This is a genomic window from Parasulfuritortus cantonensis (assembly GCF_004337445.1).
Lineage (GTDB): Bacteria > Pseudomonadota > Gammaproteobacteria > Burkholderiales > Thiobacillaceae > Parasulfuritortus > Parasulfuritortus cantonensis.
Genome location: NZ_SJZB01000035.1, coordinates 35167 through 51698, shown reverse-complemented (window position 1 = coordinate 51698; position 16532 = coordinate 35167). Strand labels below are relative to the sequence as shown.

The following is a 16532-nucleotide window of genomic DNA, read 5'->3' as shown; positions in this document are numbered from 1 at the left end:
CCCTTTTCCTGGCCGCCTGTGTCAATGTCAGTTCCGAACGACAGGCTCAGTACACCACCGAGGCCCGTGCCACCGCCGGGGAATTCGCAAAGACGCTGGGCGGAGAACTCAAAGCGGCGATGAAGGGCGTCGGCCCGGAAGGCGCGATAACGGTGTGCAAGGACCGGGCACCCGCGATTGCGGCCGAGGTGGCCCAGGAGCATGGCGTCGGACTCCGCCGGGTGACCTTCAAGAGCCGCAATCCGGCCAGCGTCCCGGACCCCTGGGAAACCCGGGTACTGCACGACTTCGAACGGCGCCTGGCGCGTGGCGAGAGCGCCGCCAATCTCGAGTACAGCGAAGTGATCCGCGAAGGCGACACCAAGACCTTCCGTTACATGAAAGGTCTGGTGGTACAGGAGATCTGCATGACCTGCCACGGCACCCCGGAGACCATCCCAGACGGCGTCAAGGCCAAGCTGGCTGCGGAATATCCGACCGACCAGGCGACTGGCTACCTGCCCAACATGCTGCGTGGGGCGATTTCGGTGAAGAAACCCCTGTAGTCGATTCTGTTCCAGGCCTTTCGGTAGAGCGAGATCATGAGCGATCAGCACGCCTCCAGACTGCAGAATTTCCCGGTCACCTGGTTCGCCACGGTCATGGGGCTCAGCGGCCTCACCATCGCCTGGCACCGGGCCGAGGCGATTCTCCAGTTGCCGATACACCTGAGCCAGTGGCTGCTGGTCCTGTGCACCCTGTTGTTCATCGTCCTGACCGCGTTCTATGCGGCCAAGGCACTGAAGTACCGCGACGCGACGCTCAAGGAATGGGCACACCCGGTCAAGATGAACTTCGTGCCGAGCATCTCGATCAGCCTGATCCTCCTCTCGATTGCCTGGCTGCCGGTGAATCCGGCCTATTCACAGCTGCTCTGGCTGGTCGGGACCGTCGGCCACCTGCTTCTGACGCTCTACATCATCACCCAGTGGATACACCACTCGAAGTTCGACATCGTGCACATGAACCCCGCCTGGTTCATCCCGGTGGTCGGCAACATCCTGGTTCCCATCTCCGGCGTCGACCATGCCCCGGCCGAGGTGTCCTGGTTCTTCTTCGGCATCGGCCTCACCTTCTGGCCGATCCTGCTGACCATCATCTTCTATCGGGTGATCTTTCACGGCAGCCTGCCGGAACGCCTGATGCCGACCATGTTCATCCTGATCGCCCCGCCGGCGGTCGGCTTCCTGTCCTACGTCAGGCTGACCGGGGGCGTCGATGCGTTCGCGCACGTCCTGTACGGCAGCGCCCTATTCTTCACCCTGCTGCTGTTCTTCCAGGCCAGGTGGTTCGCCCGCTTGAAGTTCTTCCTGTCCTGGTGGGCCTATTCGTTTCCGCTGGCGGCCATCGCCGTCGCCACCCTGGTGATGTTCCAGCACACCGGCAGCGTCCTCTATCTGCGCCTGTCCGGCATCCTGTTGGGAATCGTCACGGTGGTCATCGCGGGATTGGTGATGCGGACCGCCCTGGCGGTCAAGAACTGCGCGATCTGCGTCGAGGAGTGACTGCAGGACCCGCCGTTGCGGGCGGCTCCGCTTTGGCGGAGGCGGTGAGATTCGAACTCACGAACGGTTGCCCGTTGCCGGTTTTCAAGACCGGTGCAATCGACCACTCTGCCACACCTCCTGGCTGCCGGGTCCGATTCTAACCGAGCCGGTCAATCTCGCCCATGCCGGCCAGGCTCTCCCGAGCCGGCGTAACCGCACCACCACATCCGGACCTGGCCCGGCATTCAGCGGCGGCAGGCCGAGGCGGCACCGTCCGGGAAACGCGGCGGCTCAGTTGTAGCGCGCCGGCGGCTCCAGTTCGATACCGCAGCGCGCCGCCCGGTGATAGAACTCGAGCAGGTTGCCGGTACGCAATTTTTTGTTGATGCGCAGGCGGTGGTTCTCGACCGTGCGCTGGCTCAGGCCGAGTTGCTGGGCGATACCCTTGCTGGACTGTCCCGAGATCGCCATGCTGAGAATTTCACGTTCGCGGTCGGTAAGTTCATTCAGCCGGGCACGGAGTTCGTCACTTTCCTGGTTGAGGTCCTTCAGATGCTCGGCCTTGTCGACCACGGCACGGACCTTGCCGATCAGCACGCTGGACTCGGTCGGCTTGGTCAGGAAGTCCTCGGCACCGGCCTTCATGGCATCGACCGTGGTGGGAATGTCACCGACCCCGCTCAGGAAGATGATCGGCAGATGCACACCCCGTCGGGTCAACTCGGCCTGGACCTCCAGACCGCCCATGCCCGGCATGCGCAGATCGAGGATGACGCAACCCTGGCTGCCATGGTCGAACGCCGCCAGGAAGTCCTCGCCGCTCTTGTGGGTCTGAACCGAATAGCCTTCCGTTTCGAGCAGCATGCCAAGGCTGTAACGAATTGCAGCGTCGTCGTCGACGACAAATACAGTTGGGCGATTCATATTACGTAAGACACCTTGAAGTTGGACATCATGCCCCGGGACCGGCGACGCTTACGTCGGCCGACGCCACACCGGGACCGTCAACGCCGGCCATCCCGCCGCAACGGCGGCGACAGAGAATGGCATGACGAATAATACTCAGAAACGAGATGATTTTATCGATTATTTCAAATTATCACTAGTACACATTTCCCATCCCCGGATAGGGTGTGGCTGCCTAGTGCTGTCGATCAGTGTTGAACGTGGTGTTTTGCGCTGCGCGCCGAGGCGGAAAGGAAAATCGCCGGCGACCGAGTGATTTTTCGTGCAGCGCACGGTGATTGTCTAAACTTTACGAAACTCTTACCGTAAATATGCTGGCATATATACTCAAATACACCCGCCGTCACCAGAGCTAACCGCCCGAGCCGACCTTTAGATGAATGCGTTCGCTCAAACCAATCCAAGCGGCCTCCATATCCTGTTGGCCGACGATTCGACGGCAACGGCACTCATCGTCGTCGCCTACCTCAAACGCGATGGGCATCGGGTGACCCACGTCACCGACGGGCAACAAGCCGTCGAGGCGTTCAAATCGGATCCCCCCGACCTGGTCCTGATGGACGTCATGATGCCGGTCATGGACGGCATCGAGGCGACGCGCCGGATCAAGGCAATGTGTACCGATCACTGGGTGCCGTTGATCATGATCACCGGGCTGAGCGAGAAGAAGGACCTGATCGCCGGCCTGCGGGCCGGTGCGGACGACTACCTGACCAAGCCGGTCGACCCGCACGAGTTGGACGCCCGGATCAACTCGATGCTGCGCATCATCAACATCCAACGGCGCCTGCACGGCATCCTCGACCACGCCTTCGACGGCATCATCGGCACCGACGAAGCCGGTCTCATCCAATCCTTCAATCTGGCCGCGCAGCATCTGTTCGGTTTCGCCGATGCCGAAATCATCGGCCAAAACATCGCCGTGCTGGTGGCCGACGTGGATGGCGGCGAGGCCGCCTTCCGGCCCGCCGATGTCCTTGACCGGCAGGACAGCTCCGAAACCGCCGACGGCTACAAGGCCATTGGCTGTCGAAAGGATGGCAGCCGCTTCCTCCTGCGCCTGGCGGTTACAGCCATCCACCAGCCGGACGGCATCCAGTTCATCTGTCTCGTCCGTGACGTGTCGCAAGAGGAAGCGGCCCACCAGCGTGTCGAATTCCTGGCTCACCATGATCAGTTGACCGGGCTGCCCAATCGGGCCAGCTTCTCGGAACGCCTCGACGCAACCTGCAGACGAGGCCATGGCCATACCAGCGCGTTGCTGTTCATCGATCTCGACGACTTCAAGCCGATCAACGACCAGTATGGACATGACATCGGCGACGCGGCCCTGCAGGTCGTCGCCCGGCGCCTGCGCGGTTCGCTCGACGGCCGCGATTTCGTTGCCCGTCTCGGGGGTGACGAGTTCGTCGCCCTGCTGACCGACGTCACCGACAGCGAACGGGCCAAGGCGATCGGCGAACGCCTGATCAAGGCCATCAGCCACCCCATGGAGTTGCTGGGTAGAACCTGCCAGGTAGGTGCCAGCATCGGCGTGGCCATGATCGACGGTACCGCCGTGGCGCCCGACCTGGTCCTTTCCGCCGCCGACGACGGCATGTACTCGGCCAAACGCGCGGGCAAGAACCGCGTTGCCGTGTCGGCCCGGGATAGCCAACCATGAGTGCTGTCGACCCGGGCAGGCTGCGGAAGATCGACTGGTCCAGCCTGATGACCGGCGAGGCCTCGCACGCCGAATCGCCCCTCTGCGCGGCCTTGGCGCTGACCCACGAGGCGGTCCAGATATGGGATTCCGCCGGCAGGCTGGTCATGGAGAACCCGGCGTCGGAGGCCATATTCGGCCCGGCCGAGGCGCACACCACCCTGCACCAGCAGTTGTACTGCGATTGCCTGCAGGAGAACGGCTGCGCGTTCGAGCCGGAGCAACTCCCGGTCGGCCGCGTCCTTGCCACCCATGCGCCGGTCAATGATCTGATCATGACCATCCGGCCCGGCGAGGACGATACCCGTTGGCTGAAGGTCGGCGGCGAGCCGATCACCAACGCCGAAAACGACCTCATCGGCGTGGTGATCACGGCGACCGACATCACCGATTTCATCGAACACAGGCAGCGCCTCGAACACCTGGCCAGCTATGACCCGCTGACCCAGTTGCCGAACCGGCTCCTGCTCGCCGAGCGCATGAGGATCAGCCTCGCCCGTGCACGCCGGTCACAGGAGATGGTCGCCTTCTGCATGCTCGATCTGGACGGCTTCAAGGCAGTCAACGACAGCCTTGGCCACCATGCCGGCGACGAACTGTTGCGCGAGGTGGCCATCCGTCTGGAGGAGTCGATCCGTGGCGACGACACCGTTGCCCGCATCGGCGGCGACGAGTTCGCCATGCTCCTGGGCAGCCTGCACAAGGTATCGGAATGCGAACAGACCTTGACCCGCGTGCTGACGCGTCTTGGCCAGCCCTATCAGATCGCCGGGCAGACGGTACGCATCGGCGCCAGCGCCGGGGTGGCCCTGTTCCCGAGCGACGGCAACCAGCCGGACCAGTTGCTCGATCATGCCGATACCGCGCTGTACCAGGCCAAACAGGCGGGCAAGGGACGTTTCCAGTTCTTCGACCGCAAGTTGGACATGCGCTTGCAGGCCAACCGCGGGCTGCTGCGCAAGATCGAGACGGCCATCCGGGAGCGGCAATTCGTGCTCCACTACCAGCCCATCGTCGATTGCGAACACGGCGTCGTCGAGGGCGCGGAGGCGCTGATCCGTTGGCATCATCCCATCCTGGGCGTCCTGGCGCCGCTCGAATTCCTTCCTCTGATCGACCAGGACGATCTCAGCATCGACGTCGGCCAATGGGTGTTCGGCGAAGCCCTGCGCCAACTCGCGGCGTGGCACGCCGCGGGCTTGAAGCTGCGCCTCAGCGTCAACGTATTCTCCCGTCACCTCAGCCAACCGGGGTTCACCGACTGGCTGGCCGGGCAACTGGCCGCCTACCCGCCTGAACTCACCGGATGGTTCGTCCTGGAGATTGCCGAAGCGGCGGTCATGGCGGACATCACCGCCTGCGCCGAAACCCTGCACGAATGCCAGCGGCTCGGGGTCAGGGTCACCCTCGACAACTTCGGTATCGGCTACGCCTCGCTGCCGCATCTCAAGCGCCTGACGAGCGACAACCTGAAGATCGACCAGAGCCTAGTGCAGAACATGCTGGCGGCGGCCGACGACCTCGCCATCGTGGGCGGGATCATCGGCTTCGCCGCGCCGTTCGGCTGCCAGGTCGCGGCCGAAGGGGCCGAAACCATCGAACACCTGCTGACCTTGCTGGAACTCGGCTGCCCGCACATCCAGGGTTACAGCCTGGCGCGGCCCATGCCGCCGGAGAAATTCGAGGCGTGGCTCCACGCATTCCAGCCGGACCCGCTCTGGCGCCTGTCGACCATGTCCAGGCCGACCCGCGATCACTTCGAACTGCTGATCGCAGAGGCGAATTTCCGCGCCTGGATCAGCCGCGCCATTCAACTATGCAAGCAGAGCCGCTACGTCGACAGCCTGTCGGACGACCGGGAATGCCCGTTCGGTGCCTGGCTCCACCACCCGGGTACCTTGCGTTTCCGGAAATACGACGAGTTCCTGGAAATCGAACGGCGGCACCCGCGCATCCATCAGTTGGTCAGCCAACTCGGTGCCGACTGCCTCGCCGAACGCGTCGCCCAGGCGACGACCGACGAGGAACAACTGCTTGAAGAGCAATTCCACATGCTCAAGCTATTGAAGGAGATGCGCGCACGCCTCAATCGCGCGCCGCGCCCTCGCCTCATTCCTGCCATGAAGGAGAAGAATCCATGATCGGGCACGGACCAATCGAATGGAATGACAGTTTCGCCACCGGCGTGAGAGAGATCGACGAACAGCACCGTATCCTGGTCAATACCTTGAACGAGGCCAATGCCAAGCTGACGGACGACGTCAGCATCGATTTCGTCGAGCAGATCACCCAGGACCTGCTCAGCTATGCCCTATACCACTTCGAAACCGAAGAGGAGTTGATGCAGGAATACGGCTATGCCGACGCCTGCGGCGAAGACTCCGATCGGCACCTGCAGCAACACCGCAGCTTTTCCAGCAAGGTGGTCGCCGTGCGCGACAACCTGCGCGCAGGCATCCCGATCGGTCGGGACGACCTGATCGGGTTCCTGAACAACTGGTTGGTCAACCACATACTCCACACGGACAAGAAGCTCGGGGCCTACATCCTGGCCAAGCGCGGCGCAGCCGCCTGACCTGAGGTCGTCACTTCGACAAGGAGCCGAACACCTTCTTGAGCAGGTCGGTGGTACGCGCGACCGGGTTGGCTCGGATGTTCTTCTCTTCCTCGGCCACCATCTTGAACAGGCCGTCGAGCGACTTCTGGGTCACGTAGCCATCGAGATCCTCGTTGCCCGCCCCCAGCAGGCCGGCCCACGAGCCCGCCTTCTTGACCATCTTCTTGTAGGCGTAGGTGACACCGGCCTGGTCGGTCGCCTGGCTGACGATCGGCTTGAAGCGCTCCGCCAGCTTGGCCTCGCTCTTCTTGCGGAAATACTGGGTGGCGGCGTCATCCGGACCCTTCAGGATCGCTTGGGCGTCTTCCAGAGTCATGTCGCGGATCGCATCCGAAAGGATGCCGGCAGCCTCGGGCACGGCTTTCTCCGCCGCCTGGTTCATGGCCACGACGAACTGGTCGGCGTATTTTCCCTGACCGAGGGAACGCAACGCCTTGTCGATGGTTGCCATGCTGTCCGGCATGGGAATCTTGACCCCGGCGTTGTTGAGAAAGCCGCCGTCCTTGCCGAGGCTGGCGACGGCATCCTTGGCGCCCTTGGCCAGGGCCTCCTTGAGCCCGGCGACGACGTCGGTCTGACTCAGCGTCGTGGTCGCCGCCACCGAGGTGGCGGTCGGGGTCGACGCGGTCGCCGTGCTCGACGAACCCGTGTTCGCTTCCAGCACGCTCTTCAGCACATCCGTCAAATCGGCCCGTGCCGGCCCACTTACGGCCATCGTGGTAGCCAGCAGGAGCATCGCCTTGAAGTGGTTCATCGCCTGTCCCTCGTGTCGAAAAGCATATTATGGCAACGGGAACCGTCCCCAGCCATGGCATGTTGATGCCATGGCTGGGACGCCCAAACCGGCCAAGAAAAAAGGCCTGTGGCGTTAACCGAAAGCTGGCCATAAATCAGGCAATTACTGGCCGTTTCGCGCCCTCCAGGCCACTCCGTCTCTACCTCATTCAAGCGTATCTTGGCCTATCGCGACGAAGTTAAGCATAAGCTGACCGACAGAATTTTCGGCCGCGAATTGCTTTAATTCGGACGCCGGTTCGATTCCCGTATTCTGCAATCGAACGCATCCACCACGATATCTCCTATTGCTGCGTTGTCTTCTGCCCCTCACTAACGGGCAGTATCCGATACCCCATCGCCCGATATCCTCGTTGCCTCTTGTCCCACATCCGCAGCAAGGCTGGATGACCGGCATCCACGATATCAATAATGCGTACGTCGGTCTTGCCGGCATGTTCCCGGTGCAATCGTCCAGCATACTGCTGCAAGGTTCCCTTCCACGAAATCGGCATAGCAAGCAGGAGGGTGTCCAACGGAGGATGGTCAAACCCCTCGCCAACCAGCTTCCCGGTCGCGAGCAGGATTCGTGGGGCCTCTGGGGGCAATTCATCCAGTTGCATGGTCAAGGCCGCTCGTTGTTTCCGAGACATTCGTCCGTGCAACACGAAAAGGTTGCCAATACTGCCTTCCAGGCCTTCCCGGATGGCATCAAGATGGTCGGTACGCTCCGTCAAAACAAGCACCTTACGCCCTTGGGCAAAAGCAGCCTTCGCCTCTTCCACGATAAGGGCCGTACGTTCGCTGTCTTCGGCCAGAGAACGAAAGACGTCCTGGATGCCCGCTTCTGCCGGCAGCGTGATGGTGGCTTCGCGTAGCTTCGGCACAACCTCCAGATCGTGCGGGGCGCTCTCAGGCCTCTTGGCGGTATAACGAACGGGACCGCACTGCATGAAGATGATGGGCTGCTGACCATCGCGCCGAATGGGCGTCGCTGTCAGGCCCAGTACGTATTTCGCGCGCACGCGCTTCAGGATGGCGTCGAACGAGGCCGCACCAACATGGTGGCACTCGTCGATGATGACCTGTCCATAATTCTCCACGAGATCATTCACCTCGCCCTGGCGGGACAGCGACTGCATCACGGCAATGTCTAGGCGGCCGTTCGGTTTGGCCTTGCCGCCACCGATGGTGCCGACCTCCGCCTTATTGAGCGCGAGGAAGGCCTGCAAACGCTCACGCCACTGATTCAGCAGTTCGGTCCGATGCACGAGGACCAGGGTATTCACCCCGCGGCGAGCGATGATGGCGGCCGCCGTCACCGTCTTGCCAAAGGCGGTCGGCGCACACAATACCCCAGTGTCATGTTCAAGCATGGCTGAGACGGCCATCTCCTGGTCAATGCGTAGCGTGCCCGCGAAGCTCATTTCCAGAGGAGTGCCGGCGTTCCGCTCATCACTGAGCTCGCACCGTATGTCGTTGTCACGCAAGAGGCCTTGCGCTGCCTCCAGACAACCGCGTGGCAAGGCGATATGACGTGGGTAGTTTTCGGCGCAGCCGATGACCCGCGCCTTATCCCAGGCCGGTAGGCGCATGGCTTGGGCCTTGTAGAACTCGGGATTCTGGAACGCGGCAAGCCGTATCAGGCGGTTGGCCATCGGCTGCGGTAGCTCAGGCTTCTCGAAGTAGACCAGATTGGCCAGTGTCACCTTCAAGGTTGCCGGCATTGGGCCGCTCAGTTTCCTGAGCAATGGCGGCGGTCGTTTCCAGGGCTCACTCAAGTCCTCGTCGTCGATAAAGGTTGAACCGCCCCGGGTTCTGTGGAGGCTGATTGGTTTAAGTTAAGAGGCTTCCACGGTGGTGTCGGCGAGCCGACGGTAGTAGTTTGCCTCAGCCTCGGCCGGCGGGATATAGCCGATCGATTCAAGTAACCGGTGGTTGTTGAACCAGGCTACCCATTCGAGGGTGGCGAGTTCAACCGCTTCCCGACTCTTCCAGGGTGCCCGACGGTGGATCAGTTCCGCCTTGTACAGGCCGTTGATGGTCTCGGCCAGGGCGTTGTCGTAGCTGTCGCCACGGCTACCCACTGAGGGTTCGATCCCGGCCTCGGCGAGCCGCTCGGTGTAGCGAATGGAGACGTACTGCGAGCCCCGGTCGGAGTGGTGCACCAAGGCATCGGCTCGTTCCGGTTGCCGGGCGTACAGCGCCTGCTCCAAGGCATCTAGGACGAAGTCCGTGCGCATCGAATGACTGACCCGCCAACCCACGATGCGTCGGGCGAACACATCGATGACGAAGGCCACATACAACCAGCCTTGCCAGGTCGAGACGTAGGTGAAGTCCGATACCCACAGCTGATTCGGACGGTCCGCCTTGAACTGCCGGTTGACCCGGTCAAGCGGGCACGGGGCCGCATGGTCGGGAATTGTGGTGCGCATGACCTTGCCGCGCCGCACGCCTGCCAGTCCCAGCCGCCTCATCAGGCGCTCGACCGTGCAGCGGGCGACCTGGATGCCTTCGCGGTTCAGTTGGCGCCAGACCTTGTCGGCCCCATAGACCTGCATGTTGGCGTGCCAGACGCGCTGGATTTCGGGGATCAATTCAGCATCGCGCTGGGCCCGAGCCGAAAGCAGGCGGGGGTCGCGTTGCTGCGCCGTATGGCGCCGATACCCGGACGGGGCAATCCGCAAGACCTTGCAGATCGGCTCGACCCCGTAGACCTCTCGGTGCCGGTCGATGAAGTCGATCAGGACTTGAGTCGGCGGTCGAGCTCCGCCTGGGCGAAAAACGCGCTCGCCAGCTTGAGAATCTCGTTGGCCTTGCGCAGCTCCTTGTTCTCGCGCTCCAGGGCCTTGAGGCGTTCGCGCTCATCGGTTGTGACGCCATCGCGCAGGCCGGTATCGATCTCGTGCTTCTTGACCCATTCGTGCAACGTCTGCGGAACGCAGCCGATCTTCGGGGCAATCGATTCGATGGCCGCCCACAGCGAGGGATACTCGCCACGGTGTTCCTGCACCAGGCGGACGGCCCGCTCACGGACTTCAGGGGAATACTGCGGAGTGGGTTTCTTGCTCTTCATGGCTTCATTCTCTCAAGAGATGAAGCCTCCTCAAAACCCGGGGCGGTTCAGTCTGCCTGCCGCGTGCCTACACGAGGACATCTCTGAAGACCTGGCCGAACCGATGACCTCGGCGTTCTCAGACACCAGCTATCCCGAATTCGACACATTCTGACCCTTAGGAGCCTCTCGTGAATACCTTTCCCATCAAGGCCGTCCCGGCCGACCCTCTCGCCAACCTGCGCATCCGCCATGCCCGCCTGGGCGGCCTGATGTCAGACATCAACAGCCTGCTCGACCCGGATGGCGACATCCTGGCCATCATGGGTCCGGCTGGCGTCGGCAAATCGGTCCTCGGTCATTACCTCGTCGAGAATGCCATTCGCAATCACGAAACCGAAATGGCAGCCAACGCCGGGTTCACACCGGCAATCCGGGTCGAAGCCGTGGCATCGGGCGAGGCCGAGTTCTCCTGGCGTCTGTTCTACATGGGCATCATTGAAGAGTTGGGCGAAGACCTGACGATGCCGCGCCAGGATTTTGACATCGACCCCGTTACCGGACGCATGAGGCGCAGTCGCCGGACGCCCATGAACACCCTGGCGGGCCTGCGTACGGCGGTGGAACGCTCCCTGGTCGCTCGCAAGCTACGGACCGTCGTCGTTGATGAAGCGGCGCACATCTTCCGTCAATGCAGCCCCAGGAAGCTCCTCATCCAGCTGGATACCCTGAAATCACTGTCCAACACGACTGGCGTACAGTTGGTGCTTATCGGTTCCTATGACCTATATGAGCTCCTGTTTCTGAGCGGCCAACTGGCCCGTCGAATCCAGGTCGTTCATTTCCCGCGCTACCGCCAGGACAATGAGGCCGATGTCCGCGCGTTCAAAGCCTGTGTCCAGCAATTCCAGAACACCCGCAAAGACCTTTGGGGCGATGGCCTGATGCCCTATGCCGACGCGCTGATGGAGAACACACTGGGCTGCGTCGGCACCCTCAAGGCCGTACTCAAGCGCGCGGCGAAGTTTGCCCAGGGGCGTGGCGACTGGTCGGTTGATGCCCTGGAGGCCGCCTTGCTTACCGATACCCAGCGCGAGCAAATCCTCCGCGAAATCCTCGAGGGCGAGCAGCGCATCGCTCCCGGTATCTCGCGTCACCTGTCCTCCGGCAGCAAGACGCCCAAGCTCCGCAGGGAGGCCGCATGAAACCCATTTCCCGTTCGTTCCTTCACGCCCAGGAGGCCATCGGGGTTGGAACTCCGGAGGTCGAGAGCCTGCTGTCGTACTTCTGCCGCCTTGCCGTCTCGCACGCGGTCAGCACGGCCGACCTGGCCCGTCTGGTGGTCAAACACATCGACCATGACATTCGGCAGGACTTCGAGTGGCAGCAGCGCAACCTGTCCGGGATATCGGAATCCGCCCGGAACTGGGCGGCCTGGTTGGCCGCTGCCACGGGCGTGGAACGACTCGACCTGCTCACCCTGACCAACTGGTCGAGCTTCCTGCCTGCCAAAGGGCTGTCGCCAAGGCGTTCCCACTGGTGCCCACATTGCCTGGCCGAGGACCGCAAGGCTGGGAATCAACCCTACTTCAGGCTGAGCTGGGAGATTGGTCCGGTTGAAGCCTGCCATCGCCATAAGGTGCAACTGGTCGACACCTGCCCGCATTGTGGCAGGCGACATGTCCGGCACGATGCCGGCATCGTCCTGCCCGGATGGTGTACCCAGTGTGGCGGCTTCCTGGGCGACGCGGATGCGCCATCTGCCACTCCTGGCCAGCTTTGGGTGGCTAGACAGGTGGGGCAATGGATTGCCAGTCAGACGCCGGCAGCGGATTTCGCTGATAGCGTTTCGGTCACAGAAACTCTGAACACGCTTATCTTGGGTCTGGATGGCGGGCAACCTAGCCGCTTTGCCAAACGCATCGGATTGGCGAAGAGTACGGTGCATGGCTGGCTCAGGGACGGTAATTTGCCCACCATCCAGGCTTACCTGGCCATGGCAGCGCATTCTGGTCTGAGCCTGAATCAGGTCATGCGTGGCGAACTCACGACCTGGGCGCCGAACACGCCCGATGCCCAGATTGCCCTGCCGTTTGATTTGAGCCGAAAAGCGGCCAAGGCGGCACCCAGGCAACTCGACTGGGATGCCATCAAGCGGGAACTCGAAACGATGCTGAAATTGCCCGAGCCAATCAGTGTGGCGGAGGCCGGTCGACGGCTGGACATCGATGACCGTCATCTCTATCTCCGGGCCAACGCCCTAGCCAGAGCGCTCGGTGAAAAGTGGAAGCGGTTTCAGGACAGTCAGAAGGCCATCCATCGGGACGCACTACGTACTCACCTTCAAGATGCCTTGCCCGAACTGATGGAAGCCGGACTCCCTTTCAACCTGACACAACTGCGTCATGCCGTACCAGCCAAGGTCCTCAACGCGGTCGAAGGGGCATTTGACGTCATCCGCGAGGTCAGGGATGAACTCGATGTAGCCTGAATTCAGGCAATTCCCCAAGAAGCCGGCCTGTGAGCCGGCCTTTTTGTGCCTGGAAAATCAAGCATAAAATGGCCTATCGGCCATACCACAGGTTACCTGGTAAACCAAAATGTGGCCGAACGTGAAATAAAGCATATCGTGGCCATTTGGCCACTTTATGCTTTACGTCACAAGGCCAACCGAGCGGTTGGCCTCAATGAGATGGTGGAGCCGGGGGGAATCGAACCCCCGTCCGCAAGCCCTCTACAGCAAGATCTACATACTTAGTCCGGTCGTTTGGCTTTAACCCGTTCCCCGCCGGCCGGACAGGCTGGGTTCAGGCGAGCCGCCTAGATTTAACGCCGGACCAAGCGGCCCGATCCGACGCGATCCCGTGTGAATGACTCCTCAGCTGGTTGCCCAGCCCGGCCCACGGGCCTGCCGGTGAGGAGTCCGGCCATTAGGCGGCCAGAGCGTAAGTTTCGTCGTTGGCGACTATTTAGTTCCAGTAGATTTACGAGGGAACTGGTCCTCGGTATGCACCTGTCTGCTTTGCAACCCACGTCGAAGCCAGGTCGGCCCCATGTGTAGCGTTGAGACGCCCGCCAGCGAACAAAGTTCGCGGCGGTTATTGAGGCTACGGGGCCAGGCCCGGATAGTCAAGCAGATCGACCGGACGACGCAGATAGCCGTCACCGCCCCAGGTCTCCGGGCGGTCCGTCGCGGCAAGATAACCATACAGGGCGACGAGCGCCGGCACGCCCGCCGCGCGCGCCGCCTGGACATCGCGCTCGGCGTCGCCGACATACAGGCACTGGCCGGGTTCGGCGGCCAGCGTACGGCAGGCATACAGGATCGGTTCCGGTGCCGGCTTGGCTCGGGCACAGGTATCGCCGCAGACCACGCAGGCGGCTCGCCGGGAAAGGCCGAGCCAGTCGAGCAGGGGCTCGGCGTAGCGCGTCAGCTTGTTGGTGACCACCCCCCAGGCGATACCCTGATCCTCGAAGGCGTCCAGCAACTCGTCGATGCCGGGAAACAGCGTGGAGCGCTCGGTCAGGTGCTCCGCGTAGATGGCCAGGAACTCCTGGCGCAACGCGGCGTAACCGTCCGCCTGCTCGCCGAGGCCGAAGGCCAGGCCGATTAGACCACGGGCACCGTGGGAGGCCTGCTCGCGTATCGCGGCGAGCGGCAGCGCCGGCTGACCGTATCGCCCCCGCAGCAGATTGAGGGCGGTACCGAGATCCGGTGCCGTGTCAACCAGGGTACCGTCGAGGTCGAACAGGACCGCACGAACCATGTCAGGCCGGCTTGCGGCAGGCGATGAGGTAGTTGACGTCGGTATCGCGCCCCAGGCTGTAGACCTTGCTGAACGGGTTGTAGCTCATCCCGGTGATCTCGACCATGTCCAGGCCCGCCTGGCGGGTGAAACGCGTCAACTCGGCCGGCTTGAGGAAACGGGCCCACTCATGGGTGCCGCGCGGCAGCAGCTTGAGCACGTACTCGGCGCCGATGACGGCAAACAGGTAACTCTTGGGGTTGCGGTTGATGGTCGAGAAAAACAGCCACCCGCCCGGCTTGCACAGGTGCGCGCAGGCCGCGATGGTACTGGCCGGGTTGGGGACGTGCTCGAGCATCTCCATGCAGGTGACCACGTCGTAAGCAGCGGGACGCTGCTCGGCGAGCTGCTCGGCCGCGATGGCCAGATATTCCACGGCCTTGCCGGATTCCAGCAGATGCAGTTTGGCAACCTTGAGGGCCTTGTCCGCGAGGTCGATACCGGTGACCTGGGCCCCCTTTTCCGACATGGCCTCGGCCAGGATGCCGCCGCCGCAACCGACATCGACCACCTTCTTGCCGGCGATATCGGCCAGGCCGTCGATCCATTCCAGGCGCAGCGGGTTGATTTCGTGCAGCGGTCGGAATTCCGATTGCGGATCCCACCAGCGGTGCGCCAAGGCGCTGAATTTGTCGAGTTCGGCTTGATCGGCGTTGGTCATGTCGTCTGATCCTGTTTGGCCTGCACGTGCAGGTCGTAATGGTGCTTGAACAGGGCCTCCAGCTCGTCGATCACCTCGGCAGCCGGGTGTTTGTGGACGACGTGCTTCGTCAGCAAGGCGGAGGTTTCGTTCAGCAGCTTGTCCCGTTCCAGCATCGGATAGTTGTGACGCAGGCGCTTGATCGCCTTGATCACCGATTCTTCAACCGGACGGGGAATGGCCAGCGGGGTCTCCGACACACTGGCCTCGGGCGCATTATCCCGCGCCGCGAGGAAGTCCGCATAGTCCAGCAGACTGGCCCGGGCACGTTCCGAGAGGGCGCGGTAGAGCTTCAGCAGCCGCTTCTCGTCGCTGGTCATCGGCTCAGAGAACGAGGTTGTTCTGATCCCGGATCAGGGAGCTGGATTCGATGAAGTCCAGGAAGGCCTGGAGCAGCTTGCTGCGGAACTTCTCCTGGGGATAGACCAGGGACAACTGGCGCCGCAGGGGCGGATCGAGCGGGACGGCGGACAGCTCGCCGAGCTGGAGCTCCTTGGCCACCGTGGTCACCGAGACGATGGCCCCGCCCAGGCCGGCGCTCACCGCCCCCTTGATGGCCTCGCGGCTGCCCAGCTCCATCACCAGGTTGAGCTCGTCCAGGTTGACGCCATTGAGGCGGAAATAGTCGTCGATGCACTCCCGCGTGCCGGACCCCGACTCGCGGCTGATGTAGGGATGCGAGGCGACCTGCGCCGGAGTCACCAGATTGAGACGGGCGAGTTCGCTGTGCGGCGCACAGATCATGACCAGCTCGTCCTCGCAGCAGACCTTGGTCACCAGATTCGGGTTATGCGAGGGGGACTCGATGAGGCCGAGATCGAGTGTATGGTCCGCGACCTTGTGCTCGATGGTCTCGGAGTTCGCCACCGTCAGGCGTGCCTGGGTCTCGGGATGCTTGCGTTTGAAGTCGCCCAGCAGCCTGGGCAGCATGTATTCGGCAATGGTGGTCGAGGCGCCGATCAGCAACGGCCCGCTAACCTGGCCGGTCAGCTCGGAGATGCGCGCCTCCATCTCGGCGGTCATGTTCAGGATGCGCTCGGCGTAATCGAGCGCCAGTTCGCCGGCCGGAGTGAGGGTGATCTTGCCGTGCGACCGCTCGAACAAACGGGTATTGAAGTGCTCTTCCAGCTGTTTGACCTGGAAGGTGACGGCCGGCTGCGTCATGAAAAGCAGCTCCGCCGCCTTGGTAAAAGACAACTGCTTGGCGACGGTGAAGAATACCTGCAGGCGGCGGTCAGCCATAAGCAAACCCAAATATCCAATAAATTTTATTGAATCATAATCTGCTAATTTAGGCCAGCGCTTTCCGCCCCGAAACGCCCCGCCGCGCCATGCAACCGATTCCCGATGGCAGACCGTCAAGTGGCATGTTATAACCCCACC

The 16532-nt window shown here is 62.4% G+C and carries 15 protein-coding genes, 1 tRNA gene, 1 other RNA gene and 1 other annotated feature; of the genes, 7 read left to right on the top strand and 10 right to left on the bottom strand.

From position 1 onward, the window contains the following. Nucleotides 1-545, top strand: a 545-nt coding sequence (locus EZJ19_RS09760) for a Tll0287-like domain-containing protein (protein WP_131447058.1), incomplete at its 5' end; no start/stop codon positions are given. Between the two features lie 36 nt (nucleotides 546-581). Beyond that, nucleotides 582-1544: an SLAC1 anion channel family protein gene (locus tag EZJ19_RS09755; protein ID WP_131447056.1), complete on the top strand. Its 963-nt coding sequence runs from the start codon at nucleotides 582-584 to the stop codon at nucleotides 1542-1544. 33 nt (nucleotides 1545-1577) lie between these two features. Here the strand turns inward: EZJ19_RS09755 and EZJ19_RS09750 are convergent. Both EZJ19_RS09750 and EZJ19_RS09745 read right to left on the bottom strand, forming a co-directional pair. After that, a tRNA-Ser gene (locus EZJ19_RS09750) sits at nucleotides 1578-1665 on the bottom strand. A 152-nt stretch (nucleotides 1666-1817) separates the two neighbouring features. Continuing rightward, nucleotides 1818-2450, bottom strand: coding sequence for a response regulator transcription factor (locus EZJ19_RS09745; RefSeq protein ID WP_131447054.1), 633 nt, complete (start codon nucleotides 2448-2450; stop codon nucleotides 1818-1820). A 418-nt stretch (nucleotides 2451-2868) separates the two neighbouring features. Between EZJ19_RS09745 and EZJ19_RS09740 the strand changes: the two genes are divergently transcribed. The 3 genes from EZJ19_RS09740 to EZJ19_RS09730 are packed head-to-tail and all read left to right on the top strand — an operon-like array spanning nucleotide 2869 to nucleotide 6769. Beyond that, the gene (locus tag EZJ19_RS09740) at nucleotides 2869-4155 is read left to right on the top strand and encodes a diguanylate cyclase domain-containing protein (RefSeq protein WP_131447052.1); all 1287 of its coding nucleotides are present in this window, start codon (nucleotides 2869-2871) and stop codon (nucleotides 4153-4155) included. Further along, a complete protein-coding gene (locus tag EZJ19_RS09735) occupies nucleotides 4152-6335 on the top strand; it encodes an EAL domain-containing protein (protein ID WP_131447050.1) in 2184 nt (727 codons plus the stop codon). Before EZJ19_RS09740 ends, EZJ19_RS09735 begins: the two co-directional genes overlap by 4 nt. Next, complete coding sequence (locus EZJ19_RS09730) at nucleotides 6332-6769, top strand: bacteriohemerythrin (protein ID WP_131447048.1); 438 nt, start codon at nucleotides 6332-6334, stop codon at nucleotides 6767-6769. Before EZJ19_RS09735 ends, EZJ19_RS09730 begins: the two co-directional genes overlap by 4 nt. Nucleotides 6770-6779: 10 nt before the next feature. Here the strand turns inward: EZJ19_RS09730 and EZJ19_RS09725 are convergent, their stop codons facing one another. The 3 genes from EZJ19_RS09725 to EZJ19_RS09715 all read right to left on the bottom strand — a co-directional run bounded on the left by EZJ19_RS09725 (nucleotide 6780) and on the right by EZJ19_RS09715 (nucleotide 10664). Next, nucleotides 6780-7565 carry a DUF4197 domain-containing protein gene (locus EZJ19_RS09725; RefSeq protein WP_240754732.1) on the bottom strand — a complete coding sequence of 262 codons (786 nt, stop codon included), beginning with the start codon at nucleotides 7563-7565 and terminating at the stop codon, nucleotides 6780-6782. 325 nt (nucleotides 7566-7890) lie between these two features. Beyond that, nucleotides 7891-9312 carry a DEAD/DEAH box helicase gene (locus EZJ19_RS09720; protein WP_131447046.1) on the bottom strand — a complete coding sequence of 474 codons (1422 nt, stop codon included), beginning with the start codon at nucleotides 9310-9312 and terminating at the stop codon, nucleotides 7891-7893. 114 nt (nucleotides 9313-9426) lie between these two features. After that, nucleotides 9427-10664 (bottom strand): IS3 family transposase gene (locus EZJ19_RS09715; protein WP_131444734.1). Its coding sequence is split into 2 segments (ribosomal slippage): nucleotides 9427-10367 and nucleotides 10367-10664, totalling 1239 coding nucleotides; the frame shifts between segments, so codons are not numbered across the junction. Beyond that, nucleotides 10261-10377: a sequence feature (AL1L pseudoknot), on the bottom strand. Its footprint overlaps the gene before it by 117 nt. Nucleotides 10665-10834: 170 nt before the next feature. Here EZJ19_RS09715 and EZJ19_RS09710 point away from each other — a divergent pair. Then, entirely contained in the window at nucleotides 10835-11848 is a 1014-nt protein-coding gene (locus EZJ19_RS09710; RefSeq protein ID WP_240754731.1) for an ATP-binding protein, read from the top strand. After that, the gene (locus EZJ19_RS09705; protein WP_131447044.1) at nucleotides 11845-13134 is read left to right on the top strand and encodes a TniQ family protein; all 1290 of its coding nucleotides are present in this window, start codon (nucleotides 11845-11847) and stop codon (nucleotides 13132-13134) included. Before EZJ19_RS09710 ends, EZJ19_RS09705 begins: the two co-directional genes overlap by 4 nt. 202 nt (nucleotides 13135-13336) lie before the next feature. On the opposite strand, the gene ssrA is transcribed toward EZJ19_RS09705, so the two are convergent. The 5 genes from ssrA to EZJ19_RS09680 all read right to left on the bottom strand — a co-directional run bounded on the left by ssrA (nucleotide 13337) and on the right by EZJ19_RS09680 (nucleotide 16391). Next, nucleotides 13337-13696: a transfer-messenger RNA gene (ssrA, locus tag EZJ19_RS09700) on the bottom strand. A 54-nt stretch (nucleotides 13697-13750) separates the two neighbouring features. Next, nucleotides 13751-14410 (bottom strand): HAD family hydrolase, encoded by a 660-nt coding sequence (locus EZJ19_RS09695; RefSeq protein ID WP_131447042.1) that lies wholly within the window; start codon nucleotides 14408-14410, stop codon nucleotides 13751-13753. Nucleotide 14411: 1 nt separating this feature from the next. After that, the gene (gene ubiG, locus EZJ19_RS09690) at nucleotides 14412-15110 is read right to left on the bottom strand and encodes a bifunctional 2-polyprenyl-6-hydroxyphenol methylase/3-demethylubiquinol 3-O-methyltransferase UbiG (RefSeq protein ID WP_131447040.1); all 699 of its coding nucleotides are present in this window, start codon (nucleotides 15108-15110) and stop codon (nucleotides 14412-14414) included. Then, nucleotides 15107-15469, bottom strand: coding sequence for a hypothetical protein (locus EZJ19_RS09685; protein WP_131447038.1), 363 nt, complete (start codon nucleotides 15467-15469; stop codon nucleotides 15107-15109). Before EZJ19_RS09685 ends, ubiG begins: the two co-directional genes overlap by 4 nt. Nucleotides 15470-15473: 4 nt before the next feature. After that, complete coding sequence (locus EZJ19_RS09680; protein WP_131447036.1) at nucleotides 15474-16391, bottom strand: LysR family transcriptional regulator; 918 nt, start codon at nucleotides 16389-16391, stop codon at nucleotides 15474-15476. Between the last annotated feature and the right edge of the window lie 141 nt (nucleotides 16392-16532).

What these genes read in the sequence shown, in the direction of transcription:
- EZJ19_RS09685 (WP_131447038.1), bottom strand. Translation starts at nt 15,469, where the DNA reads ATGACCAGCGACGAGAAGCGGCTGCTGAAGCTCTACCGCGCCCTCTCG.
- EZJ19_RS09725 (WP_240754732.1), bottom strand. Translation starts at nt 7,565, where the DNA reads ATGAACCACTTCAAGGCGATGCTCCTGCTGGCTACCACGATGGCCGTA.
- EZJ19_RS09755 (WP_131447056.1), top strand. Translation starts at nt 582, where the DNA reads ATGAGCGATCAGCACGCCTCCAGACTGCAGAATTTCCCGGTCACCTGG.
- EZJ19_RS09730 (WP_131447048.1), top strand. Translation starts at nt 6,332, where the DNA reads ATGATCGGGCACGGACCAATCGAATGGAATGACAGTTTCGCCACCGGC.
- EZJ19_RS09735 (WP_131447050.1), top strand. Translation starts at nt 4,152, where the DNA reads ATGAGTGCTGTCGACCCGGGCAGGCTGCGGAAGATCGACTGGTCCAGC.
- EZJ19_RS09695 (WP_131447042.1), bottom strand. Translation starts at nt 14,410, where the DNA reads ATGGTTCGTGCGGTCCTGTTCGACCTCGACGGTACCCTGGTTGACACG.
- EZJ19_RS09740 (WP_131447052.1), top strand. Translation starts at nt 2,869, where the DNA reads ATGAATGCGTTCGCTCAAACCAATCCAAGCGGCCTCCATATCCTGTTG.
- ubiG (WP_131447040.1), bottom strand. Translation starts at nt 15,110, where the DNA reads ATGACCAACGCCGATCAAGCCGAACTCGACAAATTCAGCGCCTTGGCG.
- EZJ19_RS09680 (WP_131447036.1), bottom strand. Translation starts at nt 16,391, where the DNA reads ATGGCTGACCGCCGCCTGCAGGTATTCTTCACCGTCGCCAAGCAGTTG.
- EZJ19_RS09720 (WP_131447046.1), bottom strand. Translation starts at nt 9,312, where the DNA reads ATGCCGGCAACCTTGAAGGTGACACTGGCCAATCTGGTCTACTTCGAG.
- EZJ19_RS09705 (WP_131447044.1), top strand. Translation starts at nt 11,845, where the DNA reads ATGAAACCCATTTCCCGTTCGTTCCTTCACGCCCAGGAGGCCATCGGG.
- EZJ19_RS09745 (WP_131447054.1), bottom strand. Translation starts at nt 2,450, where the DNA reads ATGAATCGCCCAACTGTATTTGTCGTCGACGACGACGCTGCAATTCGT.